Raw genomic sequence first — 15622 nt, 5'->3', positions numbered from 1 at the left:
GGAGCCTACAGGGACGTACTCGCGGCGTTCCCGGAAGGCCCCCACACAGATCCGCGTCCCGGATAGATGCCTCCCGCATCGATTTCCCGTCAAAGCGCGATAAACTTTTTTTTACACGCGCCGGAACGTCTTTGCCCCGATCAACGACGCAACAGGCCATGGCCGGCGGCGCCATCGGCTGCCAGTATGCGGAACAGCATTTCAATAAAATTTTTGCGAGAACGGGAGAGCACCATGATTGGGATTACCGCCGTAATGACCGCCACGCCGGGCCAGGGCGACGCCCTGGTGGCCGCCATGCAAAAGATCGCCGCCGAGGTGGTCAAGGAAGAAGGCAACCATTGCTATCTGGTGCACCAGTCCCTGGACGACGCCGACACCCTGCTGATCTATGAGCAATACACCGACGAGGCCGCGCTGCAGGCCCACCGGGACCACATGAAGGCACTGGGCGGCGGCCTCAAGGGCCTGCTGGCCGGCCGCCCGGACGTGAAGCTGTTCGCGCTGAAGGACTGAGTCCCCGGGTGGTCAGCCGGTGAGGCGGGCGGCGAACGCCTGCAGCGCTTCACGGCCCTGAATGTCGTCGGCCAGCAGCGGCAGATGGTGACGGGGCAGGGCGCCCAGGCGGGTTTCGATGTCCGCCAGGTGGCGCTGCTCCCGTTCGCGGCGGGCGCGAAAGAAAGCGCCTTCGGCGTCGTCCGGCAGCACCCGGTTGACGATGGCGCCGGCCACCGGGATGCCGGCCTCGGTGAGGCTGGCCACCGCCCGCTCGGTTTCCAGAATGGGCAGCTTTTCCGGCGTCAGCACAAACAAAAAGGCGCTGTGCGCCGCGTCCTGCAGCCGCCGGCGGGCCCGGTGGAAGCGCCGTTGCCGTTCCAGCAGCGGCGCCGCCAGCCCCCGGGCCCGGTCGTCCAGGCCCTCCAGTTCGCGCTCTTCCGGTTCCCCGGTCAGGCTTTCCACGTCGCGGCCCGGGCTCAGGTGGCCGAGTACCTTGCCGAGCTGTTCGCTGCGCCGGTTCTGGCGCAGCAGGCCCTCGGTCCAGGCGGCCATCACTTCCGGCAGGCTGAGCAGCCGCAGGGTGTGGCCGGTGGGGGCGGTGTCGAACACGATCAGATCGTAACGCTGGTCCTCGTCCATCAGGGTGGTCAGGCGTTCCAGCAGCGCCGCTTCCTGGGCGCCGGGGGACTGGCGGCTGAGACGCAGCTGGCGCTCCAGTTCCGGGCGCTGGTCGGCGGCGGCGAAGCGCGCCATGCGCGCGCGCACCGTCTCCAGGTGGGCGTCCACCTCCCGGTCCGGGTCGATTTCCAGGCCGAACAGGTTCTCCGCCAGGGCGGTTTCCCGGTCGCCGATGTGGCGGCCAAAGGCGTCGGACAGGCTGTGCGCCGGGTCGGTGGACACCAGCAGCACGCGCCGGCCACGGCCGGCGGCGGCCAGCGCCAGGGCGGAGGCGGTGGTGGTCTTGCCGACGCCGCCCTTGCCGCCGACCATGAGCAGGCGACGGCTGTCCAGCAGGGCGGTGACGTTCAGTTCGGTGGGGTGGGCTTCAGGCATGGTTCAGCAGCAGCGGAACTGGTCCAGCGGCGAATGGGGCAGGCCCATGCGCTGGTGCCAGTCATGGAACCGGTCCAGCAGCAAAGGCTGCAGTTCCAGGGTGTACCAGCCGGCCGGGTTGGGAATGCCCAGGGTCTCGGCGAACACCAGCAGCATGAACAGGTCCTGCTCGTCGCGGCGGGCGCGGGCGATGGCGGCCCGGTAGGGGGCGTTGTAGTACTCCGCCCCCAGACGGCCGGCCTGCCGGCTCCAGTGTTTCAGCCGGCCGAGGATGCGCGGCCCGCTCAAGAGCGGACCTCCTCCTCGCGCAGTTTCTTGTGCCGGCGCAGCGCGGCGGTGCATTCCAGGGTCACCAGAACCGCCGCCACCAGTACCACCAGGTCCAGGCCCAGCAGGAACCAGTTTTCCTTCAGGTAGAAGCCCTTCAGCTGGATCAGCAGCGCCAGCAGGGTCATCACCAGCAGGAAGATCAGCGGCGCCAGGGTGAACAGGGTGGGGCGCCCACGGCGCACCAGCATCACCGTCACCACCAGCAGGGTGAGGCCGGCCAGCAGTTGGTTGGTGGTGCCGAACAGGGGCCAGATCAGCAGACCGCCGGAGCCGTCCGCGCCGCCGGCGCCGAACGCCAGCACCAGGCAGCTGATCACCGCCAGGGCGGTGGCCGGGAACGGCTTGCGCATCCATTGCTGGTTATAGATTTCGCCCCACTCCTGGAAGATGTAGCGCTGCAGGCGCAGGCCGGTGTCCATGGTGGTGCCGGCGAACAGGGCCGCCATCACGGTGAGCAGGGTGGCCGCCACCTCGCTGCTGAGCCCGGTGCCGGCGGCCAGAATACGGGCGCCGCCGTCCACGAAGGCGGTCAGGCTGCCCTGGCCGAAGGCGGAGTACACCGCCTGCCAGTCCGCCAGGGAGGCGAAGCCGGCGGTGGCGGCGATGATCGCGGCCAGGGCCAGGGCGCCTTCGCCCACCGCGCCGAAGTAGCCGACGAAGCGCACGTCGGTTTCCTTGTTCAGCTGCTTGGAGGTGGTGCCGGAGGCCACCAGGCCGTGGAAGCCGGAAATGGCGCCGCAGGCGATGGTCACGAACAGCAGCGGAATCATGGACGGCGTGTCCATGGGCAGGTCGGTGTTGATCATCGGCGCCACCACCGTGGGATTGGCGATCAGCACCGCGGCGTAGAGCAGAATCAGGCCGACGAACAGCTGCAGGCCATTGATGTAGTCACGGGGCTGCAGCAGCATCCACACCGGCAGCAGCGAGGCCACCGCCGCGTAGCCGAACAGAATCAGAATCCAGATCGCGTTGGCGGACAGCCCGGCGGTGGTCTCCGGCAGCGAGATCGGCACCTGCGGGCCCAGGAAAATCAGTCCGTAGAGGCAGGCCACGCCGATCACCGACACCAGCCCCAGGCCGATCATACGGCGGTAGATCAGCTGGCCGATCACCAGCGCCACGGCGATGGCGCCCCACACCGGCACCACCGCCCCGGGGGTGTTGATCAGCAGCTTGGCGATGACCACGCCGAACACCGCGTTGACCATCAGCAGCACCAGGAAGATGACGATCATGAAGACGATGCGGGCGCGGCCGCCCACCACTTCACCGGTGAGCGCGCCCACCGATTTGGCGCGGTTGCGGATACTCGCCCAGATCGCGCCGGCATCGTGCACGCCGGCGAAGAAGATGGTGCCCAGCACCACCCACAGGAAGGCGGGCAGCCAGCCCCAGATCACGGCGATGGCCGGCCCGACGATGGGCGCGGCGCCGGCCACGGAGGTGAAGTGGTGGCCCCACAGCACGAATCGGTTGGTGGGCACGAAGTCCACGCCGTCCTCGAATTCGTGGGCGGGGGTTTTGAAGTCGGGGTCGAGCTTATAGACCTTGTCGGCGATGAAGCGGGAATAGATAAAGTAACCCGCCGCCATGCCGCCGAGGCCCAATACCAGGAGCAGAATCGCACTCATGGGCGTTATCCTTGTTGTCGGTTCGGCCGATACCGGGCCCAGGATGACCGCCCGGTCGGGGAGGGTCAAACCGATCGGCCCCTTTACCGGGGTCAATACGACCATGGTCTTAAAGCGGCGCGGCCCTAGGCAGCGCGGTGGCTTCGCGCTAGTCTTTGTCGTTGCTGTGACCGCCTCTATCAGGGACGTCAAGTGGGGGACGAAAAACGATGATAAAAGTACTGGTGGTCGACGACCACGACCTGGTCAGAACCGGCATCAGCCGGATGCTCGGCGACCAGGAAGGCATCCGCGTGGTGGGCGAGGCGCGTTCCGGCGAGGACGCCATCGAGATGGTGCGCGACCTGAGCCCGGACGTGGTGCTGATGGACATCAAGATGCCCGGCATGGGGGGCCTCGAAGCCACCCGGCGGATGATGCGCCAGGACGACGGGCTGCGCGTGATCGCCGTGACCGTGTGCGAGGCGGAGCCGTTTCCGTCGCGCCTGATGCAGGCCGGCGCCGCCGGCTACATCAGCAAGGGCGCCGACCTGGAGGAAATGACCCGGGCCATCAAGGTGGTGTTCTCCGGCCAGCGTTACATCAGCCCGGACATCGCCCAGGCCATGGCGCTGCGGTCGTTCTCACCGCCGGATCTGGCGCCGCTGGACCTGCTTTCCGAGCGTGAACTGCAGATCATGATGCTGATCGTGAACTGCCATAAGGTGCAGGACGTGGCGGACCAGTTGTGCCTGTCGCCGAAAACCGTCAACACCTACCGCTACCGGATTTTCGACAAACTGGGTATCGACAGCGACGTGGAGCTGGCCCTGGTGGCGGTGCGCCACGGCATGGTGGATACCAACGGCCTCGGCATGTTCTGACCCTCCCTGTTACAATCGGCGTCCTGTGCATTCCAGCGGCCTTTGCCGCTCCGTCCGGAGCCGTCCTTGCCCGAATTCGACGCCAAGCAGTTTCTGGCCCATTGCGCCCGCAAGCCGGGTGTCTATCGCATGATCGGCGCCGCCGGCGAGGTCCTGTACGTGGGCAAGGCCCGCGATCTGAAGGCCCGACTGGGCAGCTATTTCCAGAAAAACCTGACCGGCGCCAAGACCCGTGCGCTGGTGTCGCGCATCGCCGGCGTGGAGACCACCGTCACCGGCAGCGAGGCCGAGGCCCTGCTGCTGGAGCAGTCCCTGATCAAGGAGTTGCGCCCGCCCTACAACATCCTGCTGCGCGACGATAAATCCTACCCCTACATCAAGGTCACCACCGCCGACGATTACCCGCGCATCACCTTTCATCGCGGCAAGCGGCGCCCCGGCAGCCGCTATTTCGGGCCTTATCCCAGCGCCGGCAGCGTGCGCGATACCCTGGCCCTGGTGGAGAAGGTGTTTCGCGTGCGCAACTGCCGGGACAGCTTTTTCCGCAATCGCACGCGCCCCTGCCTGCAATACCAGATCCGCCGCTGCACCGCCCCCTGCGTGGACTATGTGACCCGCGAGGGCTATCAGGAGCAGGTGGAACTGGCCATGGACTTTCTGTCCGGGCGCAGCCGACAGGTCACCGACCAGCTCACCGCCGACATGGAGCGGGCCGCCGCCGACCTGGACTTCGAACGCGCCGCCGAACTGCGCGATCAACTGGCGGCGATCCAGTCGGTGCAGCAAAAGCAGAACGTGGAGACCGACCGGGGCGGCAACGTGGACGCGGTGGCGGTGGACACCCGCCACGGCCTGGCGGTGGTGGAGGTGTTGATGGTGCGTCAGGGCCGGGTGCTGGGCCACCGCAGCTTCCGCCCGGACACCCGCGGCGAGGAGGACGTCACCGAGATCCTGGAAGCGTTTCTGGCGCAGTATTACCTGGGTGAGCGCGACGAGCAGTCGATTCCCCGCGAGATCGTGGTGCCCCACGAACTGCCCGGCGGCGAGGCGCTGCAGGAGGCTCTGGCCACCCGGCTGGGGCGGCGTATCCGCCTGGCCCAACGGGTGCGCGGCCAGCGCGCCGCCTGGCTGAACATGGCGCGCACCAACGCGGAGCAGTCGCTACAGGCGGACCTGGCCGCCCGCGAGCATCTGGAGCAGCGTTTCCATGCCCTGGAAACGCTGCTGGAAGCGGACGCGCCGATCCGTCGCATCGAATGCTTCGACATCAGCCACACGCGCGGCGAAAAGGCGGTGGCCTCCTGCGTGGTGTTCGACCAGCAGGGCGCCCGCAAGAGCGATTACCGGCGTTTCAACGTCACCCCGGACCAGGGCGGCGATGACTACCAGGCCCTGGAGGAGGCGGTGACCCGTCGCTACCAGCGGGTGGTCAAGGAGGAGGGCAAGCTGCCGGACCTGCTGCTGATTGACGGGGGCAAGGGGCAGATGCAGCGCTGCTTCACGGTGATCCAGCAACTGCAGCTGGATAATCGGGTGCTGGTGATGGGCATCGGCAAGGGACCGACCCGGCGCCCGGGCCTGGAAGTGCTGTATCTTCCCGACGGTCGCGAGCTGGTGCCCGGCGGCGCCAGCCCGGCGCTGCATCTGTTGCAGCAGGTCCGCGACGAGGCCCACCGGTTCGCCATCACCGGCCACCGGGCACGGCGCGGCAAGGCGCGGCGTTCCGGTCTGGAAGATATTCCCGGGGTGGGGCCCAAGCGCCGCAAGGCGCTGCTCAACCACTTCGGCGGGCTCAAGCAGCTGCGCAATGCTTCCCGGGAGGAGCTGGCGCGGGTGGAGGGTATCAATGCCCAGACCGCCGAGACGCTGTACAACTGGTTCCATGAATAATGGCGCCGGGCCGGTTTCCGCCCACGCCGCGATGAGAGCCGCGTCGCTTTCCGATATACTCGCGTTTTTCGCGCCCTGGCATAGAGCATAGACGTACCCATGTCCAAGCACGCTCCGATTCTGAATCTGCCGAACATCCTTACTCTGATCCGCGTGGCCGCGATTCCGGTACTGGTGCTGGTGTTCTATGTGCCCACCAAAGGCAGCGATGTGATGGCCGCCGGCCTGTTCCTGGCCGCCGGTCTCACCGACTGGCTGGACGGCTACCTGGCCCGGCGGCTCGGCCAGACCAGCCCGTTCGGCGCCTTTCTGGACCCGGTGGCAGACAAGCTGATCGTGGCGGTGGCCCTGGTGATGCTGGTGCAGGTGCACGCCACCTTGTGGTTGTCGGTGCCGGCCATGGTGATCGTGTGCCGGGAAATCACCGTGTCCGCCCTGCGCGAGTGGATGGCGGAACTGGGCCAGCGGGCGCGGGTGGCGGTGAGCTCGGTGGGCAAGATCAAGACCGTGGCGCAGATGGGCTCGATCACCGTGCTGTTGGCGCTCAAGCCCGCCCACACCGCCAACGGCGACATCGTGATGACGCCGGGGCTGTGGATCGGCTACGCGGCGCTGTATCTGGCCACCGCCCTGACCCTGTGGTCCATGTACCGCTATCTGCGCGCCGCCGCCCCCCAGTTTCGTGGCGCCGGCCGTGGTGAATAATTGGCCAAGGCACTGAAAGCACAGAAGAAACAGGCTTGACAGAGGGGGCCGCTCGGGTAGAATGCGGCTTCGCGTTGAGGGGAGACCCCCGGACGTGACAAAGCGGGAATAGCTCAGTTGGTAGAGCACAACCTTGCCAAGGTTGGGGTCGCGAGTTCGAATCTCGTTTCCCGCTCCAGTTTTAGAATCAGCTCCAGGATTCAAAAGAACCTCGGTTCATACCGGGGTTTTTTATTCCCCAGGTTAACGGCGCGGTGGCAGAGTGGTTATGCAGCGGACTGCAACTCCGTGTACGCCGGTTCGATTCCGACCCGCGCCTCCATTTCCGCTTCACCGGGCCGCGTTACACAGGTAGCCTTTCCTGTTACGCGGGTATGGTGAAACTGGTAGACACAAGAGACTTAAAATCTCTCGGCCTCGCGGCCGTGCCGGTTCGATTCCGGCTACCCGCACCATCTTTACTCCTTCCATCGCAGCCGTCCCCGCCCTCGGGAACAGCGGTCCGTGGTGGCGACGCAGGCGGGGCAGCATGAAAGAAGAAAAATTGACCGAGGCGGTGGTCGGCAAGGTTCAGGACCCGGCGCTGACCGAGGCGCGCCTGGAGCAGATTTGCGACGCGGCGCTGGACCTGTTTTTGGAAAAGGGCTTCGCCTCCACCACCATCCGCGACATCTGCGCCCGTTCGGGCGTCAATCAGGCCAGCATCTACGACTACATCGCCAACAAGAACGACATTCTCCGTCGTTTGCTCAATCGTCTCTGGTTCGAGCACGATGTGCCGTCCCTGGCGGAACGGTTGAGCCGGCAGGGCGACCGGGCGCTGACCGACATCATCGCTGAATACCTGAAGGAAACCTGGAGCCACAAGCGCCAGGGCACGCTGCTGGTGTACCGGTCCGTGCCCTATCTGCAGGCCGACGACCGGCGCGCCATGCGCGCCCGGGACGAGGCGGTGATCGCCTCGCTGGCGGCGCGGTTGAGGGAGCGCGCCGGCCTGCCGGAGCAGGATCGGCGCGCCGAGGTGATGGCCAACCTGATTATCTTTATCTCCGCCTTCGCCCCCATGCGCGACTGGCTGGGGCGCGACATCGACGACGATCTGATGCTGCGTACCGTGGCCGTCGGGGTGGCCGCCATGATCGAGGAGCTGGCACGCGGCTGAACGCCGCGCGCCTCACCGGCATCATCGCTTCGCTCAGGTGGCCTGCACCGCCGGGTCGCGGCGGTTGTCCCACCACACCAGGGCGGCGAACAGCAGCGACAGCACGCCGCCGATCACGGTGCTCATCAGCGACGGAAAGCTGAAGATAAAGCCCGCCACCACCAGCCCCGGCCGCCACCAGCGCCTTACCCGGCCGGCGCCCAGCAGCCAGCCTTCCAGACCGCCGGAGATCAGCACGATACCGGCGACGATGGACGGCAGGATGTACACCAGCGGCGTCAGATCCCCCTGCAGCACCAGCGCCGGCTGGAACAGGAAGAACAGCGGCACGAAATAGATCACCACGCCCAGCCGCATGGCGGTGAAGCAGGTGCGCATCGGGTTGCTGCCGGCGATGGTGCCGGCCAGGAAGGCGGCGGTGCCCACCGGTGGCGTGATCACCGACAGCATGGCGTAGTAAACGATGAAGAAGTGCACCGCCACGGTGTTCAGCCCGCCCACCTCGATGATCGCCGGCGCCAGGGTCACCGCCAGGAAGATGTAGGCGACGATGGCCAGCCCCGCCATGCCCATGATGAAGCAGGCGAGCACCCCGAAGAACAGGATCAGATACAGGTTCTCGCCGCCCAGGGCGATCAACCCCGAGGTCACCGAGCCGGTCACCCCGGTGATGGTGAGCGCGCTGACCACGAACGCCACCGGCAGGATGATGGCGGCGGTCTGGGTGACCAGAAAGCCGATCTGGCGCAGTGCCTTGAACAGCTTCACCGGCGTCAGGCGGGTGTCCTTCTGCAGGTAGGAGAGCGCCACGATCAGCGCCGCCGCGTACCAGGGCGCGTAGTATTCCCAGCGCATGTACAGCAGCCCCCAGACCAGGAACGACAGCACCAGCAGGAACGGCCAGCCGCGCTTGAGCACGCCTTTCATGGCCGGCAGCTCGTCCTTCCGGAGCCCTTTGATGCCGGTCTTGGCGGCGTAGGCGTCCACCTGCAGCAGCAGCCCGAAATAGAACAGCAGCGAAGGAATCACCGCCGCCAGCAGCACGGTGGCGTAGCCCACGCCGATGGTGATCGCCATGACGAAGGCGATGGCGCCCATCACCGGTGGCATCACCACGCCGCCGGTGGAGGCGCAGGCCTCGATGGCTCCGGCGTAGTGGGGCGGATAGCCGGACTTCTTCATGGCCGGAATGGTGATCGAACCGGTGCCGGCGATGTTCGAGAAGATCGACCCGGACAGGCTGCCGAAGAAGCCGCTGGCCACGATCGCCACCTTGGCGGGCCCGCCCCGGTGACGGCCGAAGCCGGCGTTGGCCAGGTCGATGAAGAACTGGCCGGCGCCGGTGGCGATCAGGACCCCGGCGAACACCAGGAAGCCGAGGATGATCTCCGCCACGATCTTGGTGGTGATGCCCATCATCCCTTCCGCCCGGAAAATATGGGCGTCGATCATGCGGTCAAAGTCGTAGGGAATGCCCATCAACAGCCCCGGGAAACGGTCCGCCACCAGCGGGTAGCTGCCCAGCAGGGCCACCACCAGCAGGAACGGCAGCCCGCCGCTGCGCCGGGCCAGCTCCATCATCAGCAGCCAGATCACCACCGCGGTGGGCACATGGGCCCAGCCGCTCTGCACCATGTCCCAGGCGTGCAGGGAGTAGTAGAAGCTGATGCCCATGGCCACCGCCGAGGCCACCAGATCGTAGAACGGAATGTGCTGCTGGCCCTTGTAGGCGGGCAGGGCGATGAAGGCGGCGGCCACGAACAGGCCGATGAAGATCCAGTAGTACTGGCCCTCCAGCAGCCGCTGGCCGTCCCAGTTAAGCCCGAACACGTAGGCCAGCCCGGTGAGCAGACCCGCCGAGCAGAGCACCACGAACAGGATGCTCTGCCAGGAGAACAGGTCCCCCAGGCGGCTGATCTCCGGCTGCGGTGCCGGGTCCTCGACGGTGGAAACGGAAGTGTTCATAAGCGTCGCTCCGGAGAGGCGGTCAGATCCTGGAGCGGAAGCCGTCCAGACCGTCGGTATGCTTGTCCTGGATGTCCAGGAACGCCGGGTTCTGGAAGTCCACCTTGACGTCGGCCTGGCGGGCTTCTTCCACGGCGGCGCGGCGGGCGGCGATCCAGCGGTCCATCTTCTCGATGGCCTGTTGATTGTTTTGCTCGTCCTGCTCGCTCCATTCACCGATTTCGCGCAGGTACTTCACCGTGCCCTCGTGCACCGGCAGGGGCGTGCGGTCCAGATAGGCGCGGAACTGTTCCAGGGACATGCGCGCGGCCAGGGGATGCTTGCCTTTGTATTGGTCGTAGGACTGGTGCATCCACTTGGACAGGTTGTAGATCAGCGCATCGTCGGCGCCGGCGGGTACCGTGTAGAGGAAATTGGAGGTGGCACCCTGCACGCCGCGGGCGGAGTCCACGCCCTGATCGATGGTGGTGGGCACCAGCATCGGGCGGTGCTGCAGATAGCGCTGCCAGCCTTCGGTATTGCTCTGTTCCATGGGCAGCCAGCGGATGCCGCCGGGGGCGCCTTCCATCTCGGAGACCACCGCGCTGATGGTGGCGCAGTAGGCCACGTCGGCCTTGCCTTCCACCACTGATCGGCAGTTTTCGGCGTAGCTGCTGGCGGGCACGAACTGGAAGTGCTCTTCGGTTTGCGCCTCGGACAGACCCAGGAAAGCGGGCAGGGCCTCGCGCACCGCCACCGTCATTGGCGGCGAGAACATGCCCTGGGCCACCCGGTGCTTGCCCTCTTTGAGGTCGTCCAGGGATTGCAGGTCCGAATCGCCGGACACCACATAACCCCAGGGCGAATCGTTATGGTGCCAGACGATGCGCTGAGGCGCCGGCACGGTATTGATGTAACCGCCCACGCCTTCCACCTGGAAGCGCATTTCGGCGGCGGTCACCGAACTGATGGCGATGTCCTTGCGGTCGGTAAGACGCCGATAGCGCATGGTCTCGCTGTCCTCGGGGACGATGCGCACCACGGTGCCCACGTCCTTCTGCAGAAGCGGCGCCCAGGCGTTGGTGGAAATAAAACTGCCGGAGGCGGTGCCCGGCGTGCCGATGACCAGCAGCCGCGGCCATTCGAAGGAACCGTCGTCGGCCAGGGCGGGCGCCGACAGCAGCAGCGCGCCGCCACACAGGGCGCTGCCAAGCATCTGTTTCAAGGTGATTGTTGTCATCGAATGCTCCTTGTTCTTGTGGTTTTGATGGCGGTTCTCTTATGAAAAACGAAACAGTCTTTCGTTGCTGACATTTGTCAGGCTAAAGCCGGGTTTCGATGGCCGCAACCACTAAAATCGTTTTCTTAAATCAAACAAGTTGGTTGTTATTTTAAGACGGATGGCTTGAAGTGAAGGCACGGTCGGCCGTTGCCGGCGGCGAACTTGACACCCCGGGGCGGGCCGCTTAGCTTACTTCCTGACAACTGTCAGTCGCGCCGCGGCCAGCGGCCACCGGGGCTGTGAAGAACAACAAGCGAAAACACGGTCGGGAGAACAACACTATGGGCCAAGGCCAACAGGACCGCGCCCCGGCGGGGCCGGCCGCGCCGATGAGCTTCGAGCAGGCCGCCGCGCATCTGGTCGACACGGATCCCCGTTTCTCGCTCACCGAGGCCACCGTGGCTGGGCAGCGCTATACCGTGTTTCGTAACACACCGTTCCATTTACGCGATCTGCTGCGCCATGGTGGTGGCGTGTTCGCCGGCCGCGACGTGCTGGTCTACCAGCAGGAGCGCTGGGACCACGAGGCGGTGTGCGCCGACGTCCGCGCCCTGGCGGCGGCCATGGCGACGGAGCTGGGTGTGCGCCAGGGCGACCGGGTGGCGCTGGCGATGCGCAATTATCCGGAGCTGCCGATCCTGATCCTGGCGGTGGCCGCATTGGGCGCCGTGGCGGTACCCATGAACGCCTGGTGGGGCGAGCAGGAACTGGCGTTCGCCATGGCGGATTGCGGGGCGCGGGTGCTGTTCGCCGACCAGCCCCGTTTGCGGATCGGCGAGGCCTTCGCCGAGCGCCTGGGCGTAACCCTGGTGGCGGTGCGCGACGTGCCGCCCGGTCACCGGGGCCACGATTACCGGGCGCTGCGCGCCGCCGGTGTCGATGCCGGTTGGCCGGAGACCGCCATCGACACCGACGACGACGCGGTGGTGCTGTATTCCTCCGGCTCCACCGGCCGGCCCAAGGGCGTGCAATTGACCCACCGGGGCATGATCTCGGCGGTGTATTCCCAGGTGATGGTGCAGGTCATGGGCCCGCTGATGAACCCGGACGCGCCGCCGCCGGCGCGGCCGCCGTCCTCGCTGATCGTCACGCCGCTGTTCCATGTCACCGCGCTCAACGCCAGCTTTCTGCAGGGCATGGTCAACGGTGCCACCATGACGTTGATGTACAAATGGGACGCGGACGAGGCGGTGCGCCTGATCGAGCGCGAGCAGGTCACCCGCTTCGTCGGCGTGCCCACCCAGTCCGCCGAGCTGCTGGCGGCGGCACGGCGGGCCGGCGCTTCCCTGGCCAGTCTCAATTACATCGGCGCCGGCGGCGCCAAACGCCCGGCGGCCCAGGTGGGCCAGCTGGCGGCGGCGTTTCCCGCCGCCAAGGTGGGCACCGGCTGGGGCATGACCGAGACCAACGCCCTGGGCATCGTGCTGGCCGGGCCGGATTACGTGGCTCATCCGGACGCGGCGGGGCGCCTGAATCCGCCGCTGCAGGAAATGCGCCTGGTGGACGAGCAGGGCGAGCCGGTGGCGGCGGGGCAGGTGGGCGAGCTGGCGGTACGCAGCGCCGCCAACATGCGCGGCTACCTGAACCAGCCGGAAGCCACCGCCGAGACCCTGCGCGACGGCTGGCTGCTCACTGGCGACCTGGCCCGGGTGGACGAGGATGGCCTGGTCTACATCGTCGACCGCCGCAAAAGCATTATTCTGCGCGGCGGCGAGAACGTTTCCTGCCTGGAGGTGGAAGGCGCGTTGCACCACCATCCGGCGGTGGCCGAGGCCGGCGTGTTTCCGGTGCCCGACGAGCGCCTGGGCGAGGCGGTGGGTGCCGCCGTCTATCTCCGTGCCGGCGCCACCGTTGAGCCGGCGGAGCTGACCGCTTTCCTGCGCGGCCATCTGGCGCGCTTCAAGATTCCCGATCATATCTGGGTGCTGACGCGGCCGCTGCCGCGCGGCGCCACCGACAAAATCGACCGGCGGGCCCTGCGCGCCGCCTGTCTCGACGACGGCCCGCGGGCCGGATTGCACGCAAAGGAGTAGAACGTTGAAAGCACTGGATAACGATACCGCGATGAACAACCTGGCCATGTCCGAGGACGCCCGGCCGTTGCTCGACGCGGTGATCAAACACATTCGTGACAACGTGGACCCGATCACCGAGGAGTTCCACCGCCTGGGCGAGGGCCGCGCGGAACGCTTCAGCTACGCGCCCGGCCAGCTGGAACTGCTGGAAGAGGCCAAGAACAAAGCCAAGGCCAACGGCCTCTGGAACTTCTTCCTGCCCAACGCGGAAACCGGCGAGGGCCTGTCCAACCTGGATTACGCCTACATCGCCTTCGAGCTGGGCAAGAATCCGCTGGCCTCCCAGACCCTCAACTGCTCCGCCCCGGACACCGGCAACATGGAAGTGCTGGAGCGGGTGGGCACGCCGGAACAGAAGGAAAAATGGCTGAAGCCGCTGCTCAACGGCGAGATCCGTTCCTGCTTTGGCATGACCGAACCGAAGGTCGCCTCGTCCGACGCCCGCAACATCGAGACCAGCGCCGTGCTGGACGGTGACGACTGGGTGATCAACGGCGAGAAGTACTACATCAGCGGCGCCGGCGATCCGCGCTGCAAGATCATGATCTGCATGGTCAAGACCAGCCCGGACGCGGAGCCGTTCCGGCAGCAGTCGCAGATTCTGGTGCCGATGGACGCGCCCGGCGTCAATGTCCTTGGGCCGATGCGCGTGTTCGGACACGACCATGCGCCGCACGGCCACATGCACATCAAACTGGACAATGTGCGGGTGCCCAAGGAAAACATTCTGTGGGGCGAAGGGCGTGGCTTTGAAATCTCCCAGGTACGCCTCGGGCCCGGCCGTATCCACCACTGCATGCGTTCCATCGGCGCCGCCGAAAAAGCCCTGGACCTGGTGCTCAAGCGCGGCATGGAGCGCGAGGCGTTCGGCAAGCGCATCATCGACCTGGGCAAGAACATGGAAGTGGTGGGGCGCGCCCGCATCGAAATCGAGGCGATGCGCATGATGGTGCTGAAAGCGGCCCGCGCCATGGACGTGCTGGGCAACAAGGAAGCGCGCATCTGGGTGTCGATGGCCAAGGCGATGGTGCCGGAGAAGGTCTGCCAGATCATCGATCAGGCGATCCAGATCCACGGCGCCACCGGCGTCAGCCAATGGTCGCCGCTGTCCGAGATGTACATGCAGCAGCGCACCCTGCGTCTCGCCGACGGCCCGGACGAGGTGCACCACAACGTGGTGGCCCGCAACGAAGTGAACCGCTATCGGCAAACCGCCGACTGACGGCCACGGGGAGGTCTGAATGGACATCAAGGATCGCATCGTCGTGATCACCGGCGCCGCCGGCGGCATCGGCCGCGCGCTGGCGCTGGCCTGCGCGGACGCCGGAGCCCGCGCCGTGGTGTGCGCCGACCTGGACGGTGACGGCGCCGCCGCCACCGCCGACCAAGTCAACGCGGCCGGCGCCCACGGCGTCGCCCGGGCCGTCAATGTGGCCCGCGAGGAAGAGTTACGCGCGCTCATCGACGACACCGAGGAGCAGGTCGGCCCCATCGACCTGTTCTGCTCCAACGCCGGCATTTCCCTACCCGGTGGCCCGGAAGTGGACAACGACGGCTGGCAGCGGATCTGGGACATCAACGTGATGGCCCATGTGTTCGCCGCCCGCCATCTGGCGCCGCGCATGATCGCCCGGGGCGGCGGCTACTTCCTCAACACCGCCTCGGCGGCGGGGCTGTTGTCGCAGGTGGGGTCGGCGCCCTACGCGGTGACCAAGCACGCCGCCGTGGGCCTGGCCGAATGGCTGGCGCTGACCTACGGCGACGACGGCATCAAGGTGTCGGTGCTGTGCCCCCAGGCGGTGCGCACCAACATGACCAAGGGCAAGGAAGACCACGTGGCCAGCGTGGACGGCATGATGGAGCCGGAACCGGTGGCCCTGGCCTGCCTGGAGGCGATCCGGGCGGAGACCTTCCTGGTGCTGCCGCACCCGGAAGTACTGCAATACATGCGCAACAAGACCGACAACTACGACCGCTGGATCGGCGGCATGCGCAAGCTCAACCGGCGTTTCAATCCCAAGGCGGACTGAAACGCCGTTGATCGCGGCTGGTGGCACTCCGCTTCAGCCGCGACCTTCTCCTTCATTATTCGCAGTGATGCGCTTCACAGTCTCGGCGTGACCGCCTTCCCGGGTGCCACTTCCCCCTTATAATCCGAGAGTTGCGACCGACGTGATACTTTCGTA

Annotated in this window: 13 protein-coding genes and 3 tRNA genes; 11 read left to right on the top strand and 5 right to left on the bottom strand. The window is 66.5% G+C overall.

The genetic code is table 11. The features are described from left to right. The first annotated feature begins 234 nt into the window (after positions 1–234). Positions 235–516: a putative quinol monooxygenase gene (locus tag ACLD0W_RS18405; RefSeq protein WP_410308902.1), complete on the top strand. Its 282-nt coding sequence runs from the start codon at positions 235–237 to the stop codon at positions 514–516. Positions 517–528: 12 nt separating this feature from the next. On the opposite strand, the gene ACLD0W_RS18400 is transcribed toward ACLD0W_RS18405, so the two are convergent. From ACLD0W_RS18400 to ACLD0W_RS18390, 3 genes are read right to left on the bottom strand one after another with little or no spacing between them, the layout of a single operon-like run. Beyond that, entirely contained in the window at positions 529–1551 is a 1023-nt protein-coding gene (locus ACLD0W_RS18400; protein ID WP_410308901.1) for an ArsA family ATPase, read from the bottom strand. Positions 1552–1554: 3 nt separating this feature from the next. Then, a complete protein-coding gene (locus ACLD0W_RS18395; RefSeq protein ID WP_410308900.1) occupies positions 1555–1839 on the bottom strand; it encodes a cory-CC-star protein in 285 nt (94 codons plus the stop codon). Beyond that, on the bottom strand, positions 1836–3515 hold the full coding sequence (locus ACLD0W_RS18390) for a carbon starvation protein A (RefSeq protein WP_410308899.1): 1680 nt from the start codon (positions 3513–3515) through the stop codon (positions 1836–1838). Before ACLD0W_RS18390 ends, ACLD0W_RS18395 begins: the two co-directional genes overlap by 4 nt. A gap of 209 nt (positions 3516–3724) precedes the next feature. Here ACLD0W_RS18390 and uvrY point away from each other — a divergent pair, with 209 nt between their 5' ends. From uvrY to ACLD0W_RS18355, 7 genes are all read left to right on the top strand, one after another. After that, entirely contained in the window at positions 3725–4378 is a 654-nt protein-coding gene (uvrY, locus tag ACLD0W_RS18385) for a UvrY/SirA/GacA family response regulator transcription factor (RefSeq protein ID WP_410308898.1), read from the top strand. Positions 4379–4444: 66 nt separating this feature from the next. Further along, positions 4445–6268, top strand: a complete 1824-nt coding sequence (gene uvrC, locus ACLD0W_RS18380; RefSeq protein ID WP_410308897.1) for an excinuclease ABC subunit UvrC — start codon at positions 4445–4447, stop codon at positions 6266–6268. Between the two features lie 99 nt (positions 6269–6367). After that, positions 6368–6973 (top strand): CDP-diacylglycerol--glycerol-3-phosphate 3-phosphatidyltransferase, encoded by a 606-nt coding sequence (gene pgsA, locus ACLD0W_RS18375; protein ID WP_410308896.1) that lies wholly within the window; start codon positions 6368–6370, stop codon positions 6971–6973. Between the two features lie 102 nt (positions 6974–7075). Beyond that, positions 7076–7151 (top strand) — tRNA-Gly (locus ACLD0W_RS18370). Positions 7152–7221: 70 nt separating this feature from the next. Next, positions 7222–7295 (top strand) — tRNA-Cys (locus ACLD0W_RS18365). A 46-nt stretch (positions 7296–7341) separates the two neighbouring features. Next, positions 7342–7428: transfer RNA gene (locus ACLD0W_RS18360), tRNA-Leu, on the top strand. A 74-nt stretch (positions 7429–7502) separates the two neighbouring features. Then, entirely contained in the window at positions 7503–8135 is a 633-nt protein-coding gene (locus ACLD0W_RS18355; RefSeq protein ID WP_410308895.1) for a TetR/AcrR family transcriptional regulator, read from the top strand. 33 nt (positions 8136–8168) lie between these two features. Here ACLD0W_RS18355 and ACLD0W_RS18350 read toward each other — a convergent pair whose 3' ends face one another. Both ACLD0W_RS18350 and ACLD0W_RS18345 read right to left on the bottom strand, forming a co-directional pair. Next, a complete protein-coding gene (locus ACLD0W_RS18350; RefSeq protein WP_410308894.1) occupies positions 8169–10100 on the bottom strand; it encodes a TRAP transporter permease in 1932 nt (643 codons plus the stop codon). Positions 10101–10122: 22 nt separating this feature from the next. Then, on the bottom strand, positions 10123–11319 hold the full coding sequence (locus tag ACLD0W_RS18345) for a TAXI family TRAP transporter solute-binding subunit (RefSeq protein WP_410308893.1): 1197 nt from the start codon (positions 11317–11319) through the stop codon (positions 10123–10125). A gap of 323 nt (positions 11320–11642) precedes the next feature. Here ACLD0W_RS18345 and ACLD0W_RS18340 point away from each other — a divergent pair, with 323 nt between their 5' ends. The 3 genes from ACLD0W_RS18340 to ACLD0W_RS18330 are packed head-to-tail and all read left to right on the top strand — an operon-like array spanning position 11643 to position 15466. After that, on the top strand, positions 11643–13394 hold the full coding sequence (locus tag ACLD0W_RS18340) for a class I adenylate-forming enzyme family protein (RefSeq protein WP_410308892.1): 1752 nt from the start codon (positions 11643–11645) through the stop codon (positions 13392–13394). A 4-nt stretch (positions 13395–13398) separates the two neighbouring features. Continuing rightward, positions 13399–14658, top strand: coding sequence for an acyl-CoA dehydrogenase family protein (locus ACLD0W_RS18335; protein WP_410308891.1), 1260 nt, complete (start codon positions 13399–13401; stop codon positions 14656–14658). A gap of 19 nt (positions 14659–14677) precedes the next feature. After that, a complete protein-coding gene (locus ACLD0W_RS18330; protein ID WP_410308890.1) occupies positions 14678–15466 on the top strand; it encodes an SDR family NAD(P)-dependent oxidoreductase in 789 nt (262 codons plus the stop codon). The last annotated feature ends 156 nt before the right edge of the window (positions 15467–15622 follow it).

The organism is Alloalcanivorax sp. C16-1 (assembly GCF_046507805.1).
Lineage (GTDB): Bacteria > Pseudomonadota > Gammaproteobacteria > Pseudomonadales > Alcanivoracaceae > Alloalcanivorax.
The sequence above is the reverse complement of the archived record's forward strand: the minus strand, read 5'-3'. Positions and strand labels throughout refer to the sequence as shown.